This is a genomic window from Wolbachia endosymbiont of Diaphorina citri (assembly GCF_013096535.2).
Taxonomy (GTDB): domain Bacteria; phylum Pseudomonadota; class Alphaproteobacteria; order Rickettsiales; family Anaplasmataceae; genus Wolbachia.
On record NZ_CP051265.2, the window covers coordinates 317,657 to 335,477 of the forward strand.

General features: G+C 32.5%; 4 protein-coding genes. 1 reads left to right on the plus strand and 3 read right to left on the minus strand.

The features are described 5' to 3' along the window. Window positions 1-55: 55 nt before the first annotated feature. Both HGO49_RS01405 and HGO49_RS01410 read right to left on the minus strand, forming a co-directional pair. Window positions 56-13,162 (minus strand): ankyrin repeat domain-containing protein, encoded by a 13,107-nt coding sequence (locus HGO49_RS01405; RefSeq protein ID WP_172758417.1) that lies wholly within the window; start codon window positions 13,160-13,162, stop codon window positions 56-58. Between the two features lie 101 nt (window positions 13,163-13,263). After that, the gene (locus HGO49_RS01410) at window positions 13,264-14,499 is read right to left on the minus strand and encodes a hypothetical protein (RefSeq protein ID WP_172758416.1); all 1,236 of its coding nucleotides are present in this window, start codon (window positions 14,497-14,499) and stop codon (window positions 13,264-13,266) included. Window positions 14,500-15,169: 670 nt separating this feature from the next. Here HGO49_RS01410 and HGO49_RS01415 point away from each other — a divergent pair. Further along, window positions 15,170-17,419: a hypothetical protein gene (locus HGO49_RS01415; RefSeq protein WP_172758415.1), complete on the plus strand. Its 2,250-nt coding sequence runs from the start codon at window positions 15,170-15,172 to the stop codon at window positions 17,417-17,419. Window positions 17,420-17,659: 240 nt separating this feature from the next. On the opposite strand, the gene HGO49_RS01420 is transcribed toward HGO49_RS01415, so the two are convergent. Beyond that, window positions 17,660-17,815, minus strand: coding sequence for a hypothetical protein (locus tag HGO49_RS01420; RefSeq protein WP_017531891.1), 156 nt, complete (start codon window positions 17,813-17,815; stop codon window positions 17,660-17,662). Window positions 17,816-17,821 lie beyond the last annotated feature (6 nt).

A 17,821-nucleotide genomic window follows, 5' to 3' on the forward strand; every position in this document is an offset into this window, starting at 1 on the left:
GCCACCTTCACTTTAAATTTTCCACTACTTGGCATATTACCTCTTATATTATAACCTACCTATTGAGATTACCTCCAAGTTTGGTTACTCCTATATCAGAAAGACAAGTTGATACTTCCTTTGGTAGAACATTTGTACAAAAGCACTTCTTGCACTTTTCTAAAACATTATCTAACCCAACATTACCACTAAATTCAACTCCTCTTTCAAGACTTGCTGTTATTTCTGGATATGCATCTTTAAGTTCAACACGTATTCTCGCTTGTTCTTTTGAATCTAGGTTTCTTATTTTATCTTCTACAAATGAATTAAATTTTTTCAGAGCAAATTCAACTGCAACTCTTCTGCTTGGCACAACTTCTACTCCTTTACTCATTAAATCTTGATAGCGCCTACTTGGAGTATTATCTAATGCATCGGCAACACAATTCGCAAGGGCAATATTTTCATTATTTAGGAATTTATTCCAACCAACAGATGATGTACTTTGTGGTATGTTTTTATTATCACTTTTTACATTATTCTTGTCTGCAATGTTATATTGAGCAGGTAATCCAGGAACTATAGAAAAAGTGCTAGCTGCTAAGTTTTTTGCCCAAGAAATAAAATTATTTATCCATGAAGATGGTCTTATGCCACTACTTGCCGCTATTTCAGATTTATTACTTGAATCTATAGTACGAGGCTGGTGTGATAAGTGATGAGAATTATGATCTCCATGATGATGACGGCGCTTGCGTTGTAAAGGTTCCTCTCTCTCTTTATTGAGCACTTCCTCTAAATAATTTACAATATTATTGTATCCTTTGTCTCTAGCAATATCTAGCGGTGTTTTACCATCCTTATTTTTAGCATTAACATTAGCTCCTTTGCTTACAAGATACCCTACTATATCTAATTTACCAATCAAAGAAGATATACATAAAGGAGTATTACCACCATTATCTTTAACTTCTAAGTTAACACCTAACCTGATAAGATCTACAATTTTGTTACGATCTACACCTTGTACTGCAGTCAATAATTCTTTACCTCGTTGTACTTGTTTTAAAATTCCTGCTATATCTAGATAACCTTTCCGAGTAGCTAAGTCTAAAGATGTTTGGTTATAAATATCTCTAACTTCAGTATCAGCACCTCTATCGAGAAGGAGTTCGACTGTATTTAATTTGTTTCCCTGTATAGCTACATGCAATGGTGTCCAACCATTATTGGTTATATCATTAATACTGTTAATATCCTTGTCTAAAAGAAACTTAACTATTTCAAGCTTACTACTATACTGAGCAGCCATATGTAAAGGCGTATTACCGTAGGTATCTCTAGCTTTAATATTAGCATTCTTATCAAATAGAAGCTTAACTATGTCAAACTTGTTACTAGAAGCAGCAAAGTGTAAAGGTGTCCATCCATATTTGTCTTTAATTTCAATATTAGCACCTCTATCAAGGAAAAATTGGACCATGCCGAAATCGCCTTCTTGAGCGGCAAAATGCAAAGGTGTTTTTCCTTCCTTATCTTGAGCATCAATGTTAGCATCTTCCAAACTAGCACCTCGATTTACAAGATCTTTAACTTTTTTAAAATCACCACCTTGCACTGCAGTCAACAATTGCTCATTTAGCTTTAATTGTGTTTGTTTTAAAAACTCTGCAACATTATCATACCTTTTATCTTTAGCAACATCTAGCGGTGTTCTACCATCCTTATCTTTAGCACTGATATTAGCTCCTTTACCTATAAGGTACTCTACTACACCTAAATTACCGCTCCAAGAAGCCCAGTGTAGTGGTATCCTGTTATCTTTGTCAGTATCATTAACACTCACTCCCTTGCTAAGAAGAAACTCTATAACACCTTTACTATTATTCTCAGCAGCAACATGTATAGGCTTTTTACCAGCAGTAGAGGCATCTGCAGCATTGATATTAGCTCCTTTTTCTATCAAGAATTTTGCAACCTCTAATTGATCAAACTTAGCGGCATAGTGTAAAGGTGTCCAACCATTTTTATCAGCTTCATCAACGTTTACCCCCTTGATGAGAAGAAACTCTATAACACTTTTACTATTATTTTCAGCAGCAACATGTATAGGCTTTTTACCAGCAGTAGAGGCATCTGCAGCATTGATATTAGCTCCCTTATCAAAAAGAAGACTAGCAACCTCTGAACGGCTTCTCCATGCAGCGTAGTGCAGTGGTGTATAACCTTGCTTGTCAGTATCATTAACATCCACTCCTTTGCTAAGAAGAAACTTTACAATGTTTTCATTATTATTCTCAACAGCAATATGTATAGGCTTGCTACCATAAAGATTTTCACTTGCAACATTAACATCAGCACCTTTCTTTACCAAAAACTCTGCAACTTCTAAATAACCTTTGAATGCAGCCCAATGTAGTGGTGTCCAACTGTACATATCTCTAGCATTAACATTAGCATTCCGATTGATGAGATCCCCAACTTCACTAAGATTGTTGTCTTTCACTGCCATCAACAATTTTTCATCTAACTCTGATTGTACTTCTTCTATCATTTCTATTATATTTGTATAATCTTCTTGTTTAGCCAAATCTAAAGGTGTTTTACCATTTTTATCTTTAACTACAATACTCGCACCTTTCCTGAGAAGGAGTTCAATCGTATCTGGTTTATTCCCTTTTATGGCTAAATGTAAAGGCGTTCTACCTTCATTAGTTACATCATTAATACCACTAAGATCTCTGCTCAAAATAAACTCAATCACTTCAAGTGTGCCATCATGTTGAACAGCTACGTGTAAAGGTGCTTCACCATCTTTGTTTTTAGCCTTTAAGCTAGCTCCCTCTTCGACAAGATATTCTACTACTTTTACATAACCATTATTACAAGCGTTATGTAAAGGAGTATTATCACTATTATCTTTCGCTTCTAAACTAGCACCTTGGCTAACAAGAGCCTTGACTCTATTAAGATCGTCACTGTTTGCTACAGCCAACAATTCTTTATCTAAATCTAACTGTGTTTTTTTCAAAAATTCTATTATATCTATGTAATTCTTTTGAACAGCCAAGTCTAAAGGTGTTTCACCATCTTTGTTTTTAGCTTTTAAGCTAGCTTCCTTCTTGATAAGATATTTCACTACTCTCAAATGATTATTCTGAGAAGCATAATGTAAAAGAGTGTTACCATTGCTATCTTTCACCTCTAAGCTAGTACCTTGGCTAATAAGATCCTCAACTTTATTAAGATCACCATTTTTTACTGCAGATAACAATTTTTCATTTAAGTCTAACTGCATTTGTTCTATCGTTTGTACTATATCTGCGTAATCTTTTTGGACAGCCAAATCTAAAGGTGTTTTACCCTCTTTATTTTTAGCCTTTAAACTAGCTCCCTTTTCGATGAGATATTCTACTACCTTCAAGTGACCATTACTACAAGCATTATGTAGAGCAGTATTACCATTATTATCTTTAGTCTCTAAATCGGCACCTTGAGCGATAAGATCTTTTACTTTATCAAGATTACCATCCCTTGCATTAATTAACAATCCTTGATCCAACTGTGCTTTCTCCAAAACTTCTATCACATCTTCTTCAGTAGCTAAGTCTAAAGGCGTTTTGCCATACATATCTGTAACGTTGACATTAGCACCCCTATCAAGAAGAAGTTTAACTACACTCAACCTGTTTGCATCAACAGCAAGATGCAAAGGCTTTTTATTATCTTTGTCTTGAGATTCAATATCAGCACCTTCATCAAGAAGAAATCTAATTATATCCAAGTTACCCTCTTGCACAGCAAAATGTAAAGGTGTTCCTTGAATCGTTATTTTATTATTAAATTTAGCACCGTTACTAATAAGAAGTTTGACCACATCCCATTTACCTGACTGAGCAGCATAAAGTATCGGTGTCCAAGCAAGCTTGTCTTGAATTTCAATATCAGCATCTCTATCAAGAAGGAATTGGATCATGTCTAAATTATTTCCTGACGCAGCAAAGTGTAAAAGTGTTTGACCTTTCTTATCTTGAGTATCAATATTAGCACCTCTATCAAGAAGCAGTTCTACTACACTCCATTTACCTAATTGAGTAGCAAGAGATATTGGTGTGTACCCAAATTTATCTTGAACTTCAATATTAGCACCTCTATCAAGAAGAAGTTTAACATTATCACGTTTACCAGCTTTAGAAGCAAGATGCAAAGACGTCCTACCAAGTTCACCTGGAGCATTTATGTCTCCGCTGTTTGGGAATTCTAGAGGTATAGAACTCTCTTGTAAGTTAATAATAGAACTTACATTATTTAATTTATCAATACTATCTGAATTATTTATTTTATCTATTTCATCACTTAATAATATTTCTTTGTCAATAAACTTTATAGATAATGTTTTCATTTTAGGTTCTTTATAGAAATCTCTAAAATATATAATACACAACTCATTTTCTTCTATGCCAGCATTAAAGGCATTGGTAACTATCAAGTCATACTTATCATGAAGGTAGGTATAATGCCCTGCTTTCTTAGATATAATTAGCTTATTCCCTTCTTCTATATCTTGAGGTGTTACTAGAATGATTTTTTCATCAGAAATAAAGAATGAAGACTTCAAATCTAAATTATCATCTATTTTCAACGGTGCATTATCAAAAATAATTTGTAATTTTTTATACCACTTATTTATAAGTGCATCTTTCAGCCTGACTGTTATTACATCTTGCTGCAAATCAGTAGCTGATATAGAAAGTTTAATTAACAAATCATTTTTGTCTTTAATAACCATTGGTGCTGGTTTTATACTTAAATCCTTATCTACTTGTTTCACTAACTGACGAAAATCTAATGTTCTCTTTAAACTTTTCTTTCCATTGGTATCATCATTTATTACTTTTTCTTGAATAGGGAAATTTTCAGTATCAAGTCTTGCATGGCCTGAAGTAATTACGTCTTTTTCATCCACACTAATATTTTTTCTCTCGTCTATATTAGGTTTATTATGTATATCTCTCATGAAAGCAGGACAGGAATCAGTATTGCCCTTTTCGCTATTTCTTGCACAACTACCTAAATCTAACTTACTCTCTGATGGAGAAACAAGCTCTCTAATATTTTCAACCACAGAGGATATTTTACTTACTACTTCCTGACCACTGTCCAACTTTAACCTAAGGTATTGATCCACTGCATTTTGATCGTGCCCATTCAATGAGAAAATATTCTGTAACCTTTTTGATAACTCCAAAATCTGAGTACTATTCAATTTGTCCTTAACCCCTATAGCTTTAAAGGGATCAGAGCCTAGACTCACTTTACTATCTATTTCTTGTATATCACACCCCTTGTGAGTAGATCCACAATCTTCAACCTTCCATACAAATTGTGAATCCTTCGTTTGTGGAGTCCAAGTAAACACTTGCCTTCTATTTTCATCATAATGAAGATAATCAAGAGCAGCGTATAAATACTCATTAAACTTAACATTCTTTATGTGAAGGTTATCGTAATAAGGTTCAATCTTCCATACAAATTGTGAATCCTTCGTTTGCGGAGTCCAAGTAAACACTCTCCTTCTTGCCTCATCATAATTAAGAACATCAAGAGCAGCATATAAGTACTCATTAAACATAAAACTCTTTATGTGAAAGCTGTCACCATAAGGTTCAATCTCCCATACAAATTGTTGATCTCTTGTCTTTGGAATCCAAGTAAATACATTACGCCTATTTTCATCATACTTTAAGGAATCAACAACAGCATAAAGATCTTCATTAAACTTAACATTTTTAATACATACTTTTGACGAAAATACCACATTCTTTACTGATTCTGGTAATTTGCTTCTTATCTCTTCAAGACTAGATCTCTCTTCTGGATGGAGACTACGGCAATTGTCTTTCTCCATAATTTCCTTCACATAATAGGCTAACTTAAACACTGCCTTGTTATTAAGATCATTTTTCTTTTGCATTGCATCAAATACAGCTACATAACCTTGAACACTTTGTGTGATACTACTACAATCGTGTATAAGCCTTAACATCTTTTTCGTATCTACTTTTTCATACACATTATTTACAGCTTCTTTCATTGCTTCACTACATAACTTTTTGTCAAGATTACAAATCCCATTTGTAGCGCTACTGGTCAAAGGAGAATTATTTAACATACTATTCTCTAGATCCATCTTTATTATATTTTTAACCATAGAAGAGACTTTTCTTTGCTGATTACTTTCCTCAGTCATCATTAATTCAGAGCACCGGTTTATTACGTCTTGATCATAGCCACTTAATAAAAGATTATTTTGTAAAGTCCTTGACAATGCTGAGATCTGCGTACTATTTAAATCACCTCTAAACTCAGATAACTGCTCTAAGCTACAAAAACCCTCTACAAAGTTAACTTGATCTTGGAGTGAAGAAAAGCCTAAACATTGATATGTTGAATTTTTATTTGCAAAACCAGCAGTTGATACCAAACATTTAAAGTCAGTTTCTACTTTAGATGTATACTCATTTCTACTTTGGTAATTCTCTGAAGCTTTATCAATTAAACTTTGTATTTCTTTTACCTCAGATAGACTAAACCTATTTAATCTCAGGATCTTTATAGGTTCTAAACCCAGATCGAATTCCAATCTAGAAATTCTATAAGATTCATTATGATCCCAATCTTTTATCTTGATCGTATGATTGGACTTCTTATCACGAAATATCAGATCTGTACCACTACTAGAAACTTTAACCCGATCAGGAGTAATATTCTTTAATATCATTACTCCTATGCGTTCCTCATCTTGTCCTACAGAAGTAGAAATATTTTTGTCTAATTTTTGATTATGTTGAATGATACTAGTAGAGTTACCAAAGTCTTCTATATATTCTTTTACAATTCTTTCATAATCATTTCTAAGTTTATCCTTATATTCCATTACATTATCAACGTTCTCCAACAACCCAGAAGATGGAAGAAGATCATTGTTATTCCATAAAGAATAAGAAATACTCTCCCATTTGCTTCGATCAATATAGAACTCTTCTATTCTAATGATAAAAGGAATTTCACTTTCTCTTATTAATAAGAGATCATCTCTATCTTTATACTTTTTAATATCTTCAAGATGAGAATCTATTACTACATGATCACCTTGAAAATCCTTAGGCAACAAAAACATATTCTGAGTTTGTGTAGCTTGTAGAAAGGGAACTAATTTCCCTTTTCCTGAAGAAGAACATGACATTGATTGTACATAAGGAATAAATGCTTCTCCTTTGTTATTCATAACTATAAGATGCCTATAATTAGGATCTTTAAGGTAATTTTTTACTTGAATGTTACTATTATTGTGTTTTAAATACAGGTCACATTGCTGGATTGAAAAATCCTTTTCAACCTCTGACATAAATAACGTATCCATTTTTTCATTATCTGAATGATTATCAATCTTAATTCCTTTATTATTTATATCACCAGCAATAACATACACGTCACTTCCTTTTCCTCCTCTTGCAAACATAGTCCCTTGATCGAAGTTGATTACATCGTCTCCCGAAGAACCAAAAACCATATGTGGAACTACACTATTATCTTGACTCTGTGTTTTGTCTCTAATAACACTCAAAACTTTATAATCCTTATTATTGTTTAGAATCTTTTTGTAATGAGTTTCAACATCATCTAGAGAATATTCTGAATGTAATTCAAATGAATTGATCTTTATAATCGATGAGTCTGATTTTTCAATCTTAGGAACAATATTACTACCATTTTTATCTATTAGTACAAAGTGAGGTTTATTACTGCTTTGCTCAACGTAATTTTTTATATCGAGAGTAAATTGGTTATCTTGACCAAAATTTATCTTTAAAGATAAAGTATTACTGCTTGTGGAATAAGTAATTTGTTCACAATCACTTAATAAATCAAATTCTGAAAAAACTACAGTTCCTGTCCCCTTTATATTAATTTCTGAGCGTAAACTTCTACCTTTATAACCTGCGGTTTTTACGTAAAAAGTATAATTGCTTTCTCTACCTTCAACTGTAGTATATGGTGAAATAATTACTTTTTTACAATTTTCAACTATGTCTTTTGCATTATTACTAGAACCACCACCACTATCTATTATAACCTCACGATCATCAATTTCTGCAAAGTGTTCGGAATAACCCATACATAACACCCTATCTACTTTGTTTTTCCTTCCAACATAGTGATAATTAAAACTACTATTATTGATATAATCATCAATCAATAAATGATTATTCATTTTTACTTTTAATTGTCCAGAAGCACTAGGTTCAAAACGATAGTTAACATTCACCCCTACAACTGGGTTTTTCAATTGACTTAAGTCAAGTATATTAACAGAGTTACCTCCACCAATAATTTTACCTGAAAAGTCGATGTTATTCACAACAAACCTATTTACTACATTATTACCACCAGTTATTCTTGTTGTACCTGGATAAATTAGAAAATTATTGTTCCATTTATTGCTTCCAACAATTTCGCCTTTATCTATATTTTGTAAATCATAAACAATTATTTTGCCATCTCTACCATCGTGACTAATAACCATTGCATTATCACAGTAGTATAAAGGCGGTTGAACTGAATTTGTAATACCTTTTTCATAATCTTGCCCAGTAATCTTTGGCAAACAAATCCTGCTAGCACCTGGTATACGATCAGGTATAACACGTGAAAGATCTTCGGTATTAGTGTCTTCCTTATCCATCAGAATTCTTGCATAATCTGGACGAAGGGTATTACCTCTCACCTCTCCAAAACCAATACCATAAGCAACAACGCTGCTAGGACTATCTCTCAAAGCTTGCCAAACTCCTTTAGTTAGGCTATTAACTACGTCTTTCCTTGCTGCAAGATGTTGTACATCATCTGCCATAGGTTGAAAGAAAATTGTGCGCCAAAATATACTCCAATTTTCTCCATGAGTTGTATCATATCTCTTTTCATATTCTATAATATTGCTAACACCACTATAAATTCCATAACCTACCATTAACCCAACCCCAACTGCAATACCAACTCCAGGCATGCTAAGTGCTGTAAGAGCAACACCAGATACAAACGATGCAGTAGAAAAAGATATCGATGCTATATTATCCCTTATCTCCTTCTCTCCACATGGATTATCACTATTCTCTCTTTTTTTACAATCTACAAGATTACTTGCTGATATGCCTATATCAACAATATCAAAGACACCGGTTATAGCTCCTGCCACTCCTCCTGCTATTTTACTTCCAAACTTTACTCCTGCAACTTGAACAGCAAATTTTGTCTGCTTACCTAAAACACCTGGTATCTTTCCTACCACCTTTTCAGCTGATGCTAAAACTTTTGGAGTAATTTTAACCATCGCATTTTCGATTGGTTGAGATGCAAAAGACCATCCCATTCCTCCTAAATTTAATCCACAATCTGTTGTCATTCCATCCTGACAAGATACAATAGCACCATGGATCCCTCTGATTAATTGTATTCCACCTGCAGCATTCATTAATCTGCCCTTTAGCTTTGGATTTTTTGTTAAACTACTATCTTGATGTACAATATCACCGTGCAAATCCTTGATACGTTCATTCTGAACATAGCGTTCATATCCTTGATCCCCAACAACCTTATCAAGTAAGTACTTGTGATCACCTTCAATACTTTTGTCCCCAACAAACTCTACTAGCTGAGCATTTTTTGCTTCATCTTGACTATTTTTAACATAAGTTAGAAACTTTTCACTATCAATTATAATCTTATCTACATTATTTTCATCTACCTTTCCTTTACTGAACTTTTCTACATCATCCCTTGAAAATAAGCAATTATTAATGCTTCTCTTGCTTCTACTACTTTGACCTACGCAAATATTTGGGTCAAATTCCCTATTAGATTGTTGTGTTCCAGCAAGAATATTTTGTAGGTTATCTATGCGTTGTTGATCTACACTCAATCTTTCCAAAAGATCCATTCTACTACTTATAAAATGATTTTCATTCCTTTCAATTTGCAAACGATTACGTATTTCATCTTCAACAGGAATACTACGTGGTCTACTTTCTTGCAACACAGCATTAATATCTCTGGCGTTTTCCAATGCCCATAAACCGCAATTATAACCATCTCTCTGTTGATCAACAAGAACATCATTAACATTAATTTGAGCACTTTGTAAAATTTCACTAATATCACTTGTAATATGATTACCCAACGAGTCTGCATAGTAACCATTGTACTGCTCATCTTGATGGGAGACAACTAACGTAACCCAATGATTATTATTTAAATTAACAATTAAAGTTAATGGCCTTTGTTCACCATCTCTTACACTATTTTGAAACTGCTGCAATTGACTTGATATATGTTCTGGTGACTCAACGATCTCAAACAGCGTATCAGTTCCATCGGTTGTATAACCATATTTTACCCTTGCAATATCAGCTATATCGTGTTGTTGAAGCCAGTAACGATAATTCTTTTCCGCTGTTGCAGATTCTAAAGTCCGCCGATTTTCTTCTTGTATAGATGAATATTCGATTTTACGTATTACTTCTTCTACTGATCCTAAAGGCTTTTCCTTGGGTTTATCAATAACTTCATCACTACCAATCAGAAGTACAGAACTATGGACTACTTTAGCAGGAACAAACTTATCACTCGTTAATATTAAAGAATTTTTATCTTTAGCTTTCACATTAACAACTACACCCATGAAAAGCATTTTGTCACTATCTGTGATTGCTTTCAGTGCTGCCCCTTTAGCATATCTAACATTTTGTTCTTTTGTTAATTTATCAACTTCCTGTTTCAGCTGATCTTGATTTAAATTTTTATCTATAAGCTTAAATTCCAGCGCTATAGGAGTGTATTCTTTAGTACCCTGATGTGAAAAACCAATACCTTGTATTACCATATCAACACGACCACCTGCTCCTACTTGAAATTCAGGTATAATTAAAGTCTTTGCAGAAGTTTCCTGTAGCTTTAAATCACTGTAACTACTAAGTAAACCATTAAGAACAGCTTGTAATCTTGCTTCATTGGTAATCAAATCTTTAATAGGGTAAATCTTGTCTTCTACTTCAGTAAGCCACTTTTTGTAGGCTTGCAATGAAACTTCACCGTCAGAAGCATGTTGAGAAGTGATTGCTTGATCAAGCTTTGCCTTTAATTCATCAGCATTAGGGATCTCAAGAAAACTACCTGCAAATTGTTGATCTGCACCACTTGGGTTATATTTGCTTATCTGTTCTATTTCAAAAAGTTCTTCAAAAGATAATCCTGTTTCATATTTTTTGAGACTCATTTTAGTTTCTATGACATTTTTTACTTCTCCTATTCCAGGTATGTTCAGCACTGGAATTTTTTTATCAGCATAGAATTTCTTTGTATTAGACTCTCGTATATGAAAAATGAATGCTGTTTTCTCTTGCCCTTCATTACCTTGAACAAATATTAATGTCATAACCGGGCTTTTGGACAAAGTGTACTCCGTTCCTCCAGACCAATTCAGAGGGTACTCACCATATGAGTATATATATTTTCTTACGTTACCCTGATCTTGACCAATCTTGTTGATTAAAATTGATTGACCTAACATATCTCTACTGAAATAGTAATGATCTTTTGTTTCTTTATTCGCTGGAAAAGTATGGTATTCGCTTGATAACAAATCTTTTACCTTTCGCTTAAAAACTTCCTCAGAAATTGATTGATTATCCCACTCGCCAACTAGTTCGATAAATTCCTCCATCAAAGGAGCTGGTGGTTGTTTAATAGGTTTTACTTCAGTTTTAAACGGTTCCGCATTATCTAAATTCAACCCAACAGCAATAGCATTATCTGCGTTGGTTAAAATCCTCATCTTATTTGGTCTAAAACCTTCTATGTAATCTTCAGCTTGCCTCAGCGCGTCACTTGGATCAACTTGCCCTTCAGTTCCAGCCTTGAGTTCAATAAGAATTGGAACTGAATCAACAGCACGATTAGGACCACGAACAAGCAAAACAATATCAGCATAACCTCCTCCAGCAAACTGCTCCAGATAGAGTTTGGTATTATCACGATATCGAAAGTTATCAAATACTCCTGCTACAAAGCCATGTTGATCAGCTTCGCGAGCACTAGTGCCATAAACATTATCTTGTAAATTTAAATTAGTATGAACTTCTTTTATGTAAGTTAGAATTTCTTTAAGATTATCCTGAACTTGATCTATTTCTGCATCTGGATTAGCAAGCTTTTCAATATAATTTTCTAAATAATCAGACTGACCTAACTTTTTTTCCACTTCTATAAATGGAAACCCTTTTGGAGAAGGAAGAGGTATATCTTTGATCTTCTTGTTACTTTCTACCTTAATATTTATTTTTGTATCTTCTCCATTACTCTTTAAGGTATACCCCTTTGCCGATGTGATTCTTGATAACTCCTTTCCAACATCATCACTAAGATCTTTACCTGACTTACCTAGAAATTGCTTAATTTGATCAAAAAATTTATTTTTAAACGCATAATCACCCTTTAATTCACCAGAATCAATTTGCATTGTTTGAATATTTCCATTTATATCCTTAGCTTTACACTCCAATACGTTATTCTTCAGATATAAATGTAACTTCTTCGACTTAACATCTTTATCTGACTTTGGTTTGCTTTTTACTAACTCATACTTATCTTTCAAGATTTTTATTACATCAATTTGAAGCTTACGAGCATCCAATTCAGTATAATCTCTACCTATTACACTCTTGAACTCGCCCTTGGTGAATTCAAAACTCTTAGTATTTGTTTGTTTAGAATGTTGGGCCTCTACATCTTCAGTGAAAATAAAAACATGTATTTTCGATTCTGTTTCTGCTACAACCTTTAAAGTTCTTGCTCCCTCAAAACGAAAGTGTAACTTCTTTATACCTAGCTTGTCATTAAGTTTAGTATCCAATACACTGGAAAAAGAACCTAAAACCCTATGAGGAAAAAAGCCAGGTTTTTCACTAGAATGTAAATAGGATTGTATTTGATCAACCAATGACTGATATCTTGCTTCAAAAGATTTATCCAGTGAATCAGAAGTTAAAGAATCCACCTTACCAAAAAGTAACTCCATTAGCTCGAAATCTTGTGGTTTTTCTTGCTGTTGATTATTATTAACCATAACTAGCCCCCAATTTTAACCTTTTATAAATTTCATCCTCACTAAGCTCTTTGCATGCTTTCGTTTAAGTCTAAGCAACTGAATTTCCTAAAACATAAACACTATACTTTGCTTCTAATATCAGTAACTTCCTGTTTTACAGATTCTACATCTAATGATGAACTTGGTAACTGACTATCACCTTCTCCACAATTCAATTGCTTGTTTCTAACTCTAATAAACACCTCATATTCTGACTTGTTGCGTTCCATAATAGACTCCATTTGCTCCTGACTAAGAGAATTGATAATTTCTGATACTACTTTAGTAGCTTTGTTTTCCTTGATAAGATGGATAATTAAATCTCTCGATGATAATCTTATGCTTAGCTTATGTAAATAGTGTTGTCTATGAGCCTCAAAGCCAGGACGATTCCACATAGAGGTAAGCATGTCACTACCAGATTTGATAAAATTATCATCTGGTGCAGAAACAAGCGAGTTTAATGCTGAAAACATTGATGTACTATAAGCTTCAGGAGATAAATCTTCTGGCTTTAAATGTTCAAATAGCTTTCTGGCGCTCTCAAAAGAATGGTTTCTTCTTAATATACTTAAAGTATAATAACATCCATGTTGTTTAAAATCTCTTTTTAATAATTCATGATATCTATTAGGATCAAGATGACGTAGGCAAAAATCAACCATTCCAACATCATCAGTAGAAAAACGTCCTTTATTATACGCTGCTTCCATCAACAAATCTTCTTTCCTTTTTGGAGATACAGAATCAATTGACTGTAACTTATCCCAGAAGAATTCCAAAGCTTCAACATGCTTTTCTAGCATCGCACATTTAAAAGCGTAAACATATGGATGCTCATTATTTAATTCCAACTGATGTTCTTGGTTATTCATAGCATGTGACCAATAGATCATTAAAGCCCCTTTATCACATCCCTTAACTAAACTCTCTACTGGTTTACTACCTAATGTTAATTTAAATTCTTCAAAAATGGCTCTTATCTCGTCTTCAAAACAACACCAGCAGGCAATTCTGTAGCGATCAAAGGGTCTAATAAGACTTCTTTGCCCATCTAAAGTTTTCAAGGCTAACAATTTTTCCCCGAAAGTATACCTATTGAGTCTAATTTGTCCTGAAGCATCTTCTATCTTCCAACAAGTTTCATCTTCTAAAACTTTCTTAAAAAGGGGTGGTATTATTGTGCTATCCCATTTATTCAGCAATGTCTGATATGCAATACACCATCTTTTAATCTCTAACTCTTTAAGCCCTTTATGAGGATCATCCTCTTTAATGGAAGTTAGTAATACCTTTTGTACATTTTCGTAACCCATACTTACCCCTTAACAAGATTTAATATATTTTAGACATGTTGCTCTACCTTTAAAACTTTGTCAATTACCATTATGTATAGAAAAATTTTCTAACCCAAAGTAGTTTTAGGCAAAAGACCCTTAATAGACTCAATACATGACATTTTATTTATTTTGAATTTTGTTTCGTCATGAGCTTGTCTTCATTATTCTTCCGCAAGTAAATCAATATTAATTTAGCAAAATATATTATTAAGATCTCAAGTAAAATAACCATTTCTAGTGCTCAAAATCAAGGACCGTGAGAACTATTTTTCTTGGGATGGCATGGTCTACCATGTGTACCATACGAACTTTTTAATATAGTGATTTCATTATACGCTAAAACTAGCCATATTAGCCCATTTCATCCATATCTACATAGGAACTGTTTTGCCTAAGCTTATGAAAATAATTTAAATCTTCTATTTTTGTAATCATGTTTTTATACAACGCGTTCTCGCAAATATACGATGTTTTTATGTTTTTGAAAAAGTAAACATTCAAGATTTTTATGGTGCTAATTTATAGTATATTTCTGAAGCTGAAGGAAATTAAATTAATTGTTAGTAACTTTCTGTAAAATATAAAAAATAAATAAATCTTGACTTTATCTATTAAAAATTAAAATTAAGTAAATTGAAATAAGATTATGGATTTTGATAAGGCAGGCAATGCAGAAGACTTATATAACGAAAAACTTCAACTGATACGTAAGACTTACGACAGAGAATTACTATCAAATCAAAGAGTTGTTGATGGCATTAATTCAATGGATTACAGTAAGCTTAAAATCTTATGCAAGTATCATAATAAGTTTAGTCACAAAGGTATTGAAGAATTACTATCAGATAAAGAAATTGTTGATAACATCAACGATTTCGATGATGAAATGTTTAGTTCCATGCTAAATGATGCACCTCCGGAACACAATATTCTAGAAATACTAAAAGGTGGGGAGGTTTGCAATATCAACAATGAATTTGAAAGTAGTGATAGTGAGGAGAATGAAGGAGATTATGGATATTATGATAATTCTGATTACGAGGAAGATGAAAAAAATGATCTGAATAACTTTGCTAAAGAAGCACTAGGAAATAAAGGAACTGTTGACGATGGTCAGTTTTATATTAATGAAGAAATACTTAAATGCATATTTGAAAGTGGTAAGCTTAGTGATGAAGATGTTACAAAGTTATTAAAAAATAAGGAAATTCTTGAATGCATCAATTCGGCTGATCCTGAAAAATTTCAACTCATACTTGGTAGTCGTAAGTTTGATGATATCAATATTATTGTAGAATTACTAAAAAATCAAAATACTGCTAGGAACATCAATCTTATTGATAAAGAAAAGTTGGAATATATAATTAAGAGTGATAAATTTAGTAATAAAGGTATTATAAAATTACTAGAAAATCAGGAAGTTGTTGAATGCATCAATTTGATTGCTCCTGAAAGATTTCAACTCATACTTGGTAGTCGTAAGTTTGATGATATCAATATTATTGTAGAATTACTAAAAAATCAAAATACTGCTAGGAACATCGATCTTATTGATGAAGAAGCACTTAAATACATAGTTGAGAATAATTATTTTAGTAATAAAGGTATTATAAAATTACTAGAAAATAAGAAAATTCTTGAACGTATCAATTCGATTGATCCTAAAAAATTTAAAATCATACTTAATACTGATAAGTTTAATGATACCAGTATTATTGTAGAATTACTAAAAAATCCAAACACTATTGAGAATATCAACCTTATTAGTGAAGAACTACTTAAATACATATTTGAGAATGATAAGTTTACTAGTGAACATATTATAAGAATACTAGAAGATCGAGAATTTATTAAGCTTACCAATTTGATTGATCCTGGAAAATCTAAATTCGTATTGAGGCAATTTTATCATACCAGTACTATTATAGAATTACTAGAAAATCAGGAAGTTGTTGAACGTATCAATTCGATGAATTGTAAAATATTTGACTTGATATTTAAGTATTCTGATCAAGGATATATTATGAATTTACTAAAAGATCAGAGTTTGTTTGATCAAATCAATTCTCTTGATGATAGTAAAGTTAGTATCATGAAAAGTGATTATTTTTTTACAGATAAAGAGATTGCAGAAATACTAAAGACTTCATTACCTCAACTCCATTCTATTGATGGTAATAGATTAAAAATTATATGCAAAAGCATTAAGTTTGATTCTACAGATGTTAGAGAAATACTAGAAGATCAGAGTCTATTCGTTCGAGTCAATTCTATCGATCTTGAAAAACTTGAACTTATATCTAGTAGTAGTAAGTTTGATCGCTCCATGGTTATGGATTTACTAAAAAGTCGGAATTTTATCGATTCTATTAATACTGAAAAATTTCGACTTCTACTTGATAGTGCAAGCTTAAATGACAAAAGGATTATAACACTACTAAAAGATCAAAATGCTGTTAAGAAGATCAATTCTGTTACCACTAAAGAGCTAAAAGCAATAACAGATAATGTTACTGGTAAGGTATTTGTCAGTATATTTAAAAATTTTAAACCTAGCGTAAAGTCGACTTTGAGGCTTGCTATACTCCTTCGTAAAGCTGGTAAAATTACAGATATTAATATCGATTACTTGAACAACAAGGAACGTATTTACGAAGATATAATTAAATATGTTCCCCAAGAGCTGAGCATATATACTCAATATCCTTTCCCAGGGATTTTCTTAGGCGGTAAAGATCTTCCTCAAGAGCAGGACATAAATATAAATTCACTTGTACCATTCCTTACATTTGAAAGATATATTGAATGCAAAGAACCTGTGTCAAAATTATATAGTTTAGCTCTAGAGCAGGTTATTAAGAATATCAATCCAGATAACATAGCTAGGTATTCCTAACATCACTAAAGGGAGTGTTAAACAAAGCATACACATCAAGTTAAGGAAAAATTGCCTAATATAGCAGTATTTAAAGTGGATATTGAGTTATTTTTTTTAGAGTAGTCTATAAATTACTAACTTTATTACTTAACATATAAATAGTTTTTTATTTTCTTTCTTCATTATATCACTTTTCCTGAACTTGACGCGTATGATTGGCTGAGCTGACCTTTTGCAGAATTTTTTCCAGATCTACTATTAAAATATGCACCTAAAATTGGATACATTTTCTACCACTGTTACATTCAATATGTTAAAATACTCATCATCTATATTGATATTTTTGCATAATTGAGTTTCAATTTCTGTAACATTGATTTGCTCTTCTTCATCAATCTCAACATCTTTTAGCATGGCCCT

Bases quoted from the DNA above. Each gene is read 5' to 3' on its own strand.
- HGO49_RS01415 (WP_172758415.1), top strand. From the start codon at position 15,170: ATGGATTTTGATAAGGCAGGCAATGCAGAAGACTTATATAACGAAAAA.
- HGO49_RS01410 (WP_172758416.1), bottom strand. From the start codon at position 14,499: ATGGGTTACGAAAATGTACAAAAGGTATTACTAACTTCCATTAAAGAG.
- HGO49_RS01420 (WP_017531891.1), bottom strand. From the start codon at position 17,815: ATGCTAAAAGATGTTGAGATTGATGAAGAAGAGCAAATCAATGTTACA.
- HGO49_RS01405 (WP_172758417.1), bottom strand. From the start codon at position 13,162: ATGGTTAATAATAATCAACAGCAAGAAAAACCACAAGATTTCGAGCTA.